Source organism: Alkalispirochaeta americana (genome assembly GCF_900156105.1).
In the GTDB taxonomy this organism is placed as follows: domain Bacteria; phylum Spirochaetota; class Spirochaetia; order DSM-27196; family Alkalispirochaetaceae; genus Alkalispirochaeta; species Alkalispirochaeta americana.
Window position 1 is genome coordinate 1 of record NZ_FTMS01000060.1, and the last position, 1128, is coordinate 1128.

1 protein-coding gene is annotated in these 1128 nt (G+C 46.2%); it reads left to right on the forward strand.

Going from position 1 to position 1128, the window contains the following annotated elements:
• Positions 1 to 444: transposase (locus BW950_RS14695; protein ID WP_143559294.1), on the forward strand; the 444-nt coding region annotated here is incomplete at its 5' end.
• Positions 445 to 1128 lie beyond the last annotated feature (684 nt).

Here is a 1128-nt window from a genome sequence, read left to right on the forward strand (position 1 = left end):
CATCTTGATGTAACTGACAACGGTATTCCCGTTACGGCCGTTGTCACAGGCGCAAATGTACATGACTCCCAGGTTGCAATACCAATGGAAAAATTATCCATGAGCCGTATTATTCATTGTTATTCAGTCATGGATGCTGGCTATGATGCTGAAACGATTCGAGACTTCATCACGGATCAAGGGCGGGTTGCTATTGTCGATAGAAATAACCGGCGGAAACAACAACGCCCACCGATGTGTCCGGCAACCAAAGAACGATACAAAGTACGGTCAACCGTAGAGCGTTCAAATGCACATTTAAAAGACTGGCTGCTACCGAAAAAACTCATGGTTCGCGGCTATTCAAAGGTAAACTTTACTCTAATGACCGGGGTGGTCTGCCTCGCCGGGATCAAAATCTTGCAGCTTTTTTACCTTCCTCCAGAGCAACAATACGCAGCGTAATCAGGGTAGAAACTGAAGTAACATCCGCGGGATAGGTGTGTCCGCACCTTCTTCATGAAGTCGATTTTGACAAGATTATGGCAGAAAAAGCACCGCCAGCAGCATGTCTTTCCTTCTGCTTGGTACTCAAGAGATTCAAATCAAGCTGTCAGCCCGGGATTTTTGCAAGAGGCTCTCCATATTTGATTTTGTTCGCAAGGTCGCGATAATGCCAAAAAAAAATTTTTTCGTTTTTTTGATGCTTTTTTTATAAAGCTTATGATTTTCATTGTATGTTTTCCTTGTCAAATCATGAGGGAGATTACTTTTTATCGCTGCCTGGCATTATATTTAATTCACCCAAGGCGGCAAAGCAGGCACTGGCCCTGAATACAAGCGTTTCGCTGTTCCAATAGTACTGGAATCAGTGTAGGCCTGTGCCGTGGCGTAGTTGTGATTTTCCACAAATAGCTCCAGCTGTTGTACTAAAGTATATGCAGCCACAACCCGCTACCGAGTACCTACCGAGCCCACTTCCTCCGGCAAGACTAACGGGAACGAGCTTGGATATCCTATCAGAATTGTTTTGCACAAAAAAGACTGCGAGCCTCTACAACCGCTCATCCACCACGGAGCGGTCCAGAATACCTTTCAGATCATAGACCACACCGGACTCACCACCGGCCAGGGCCCGCACATCGAGCG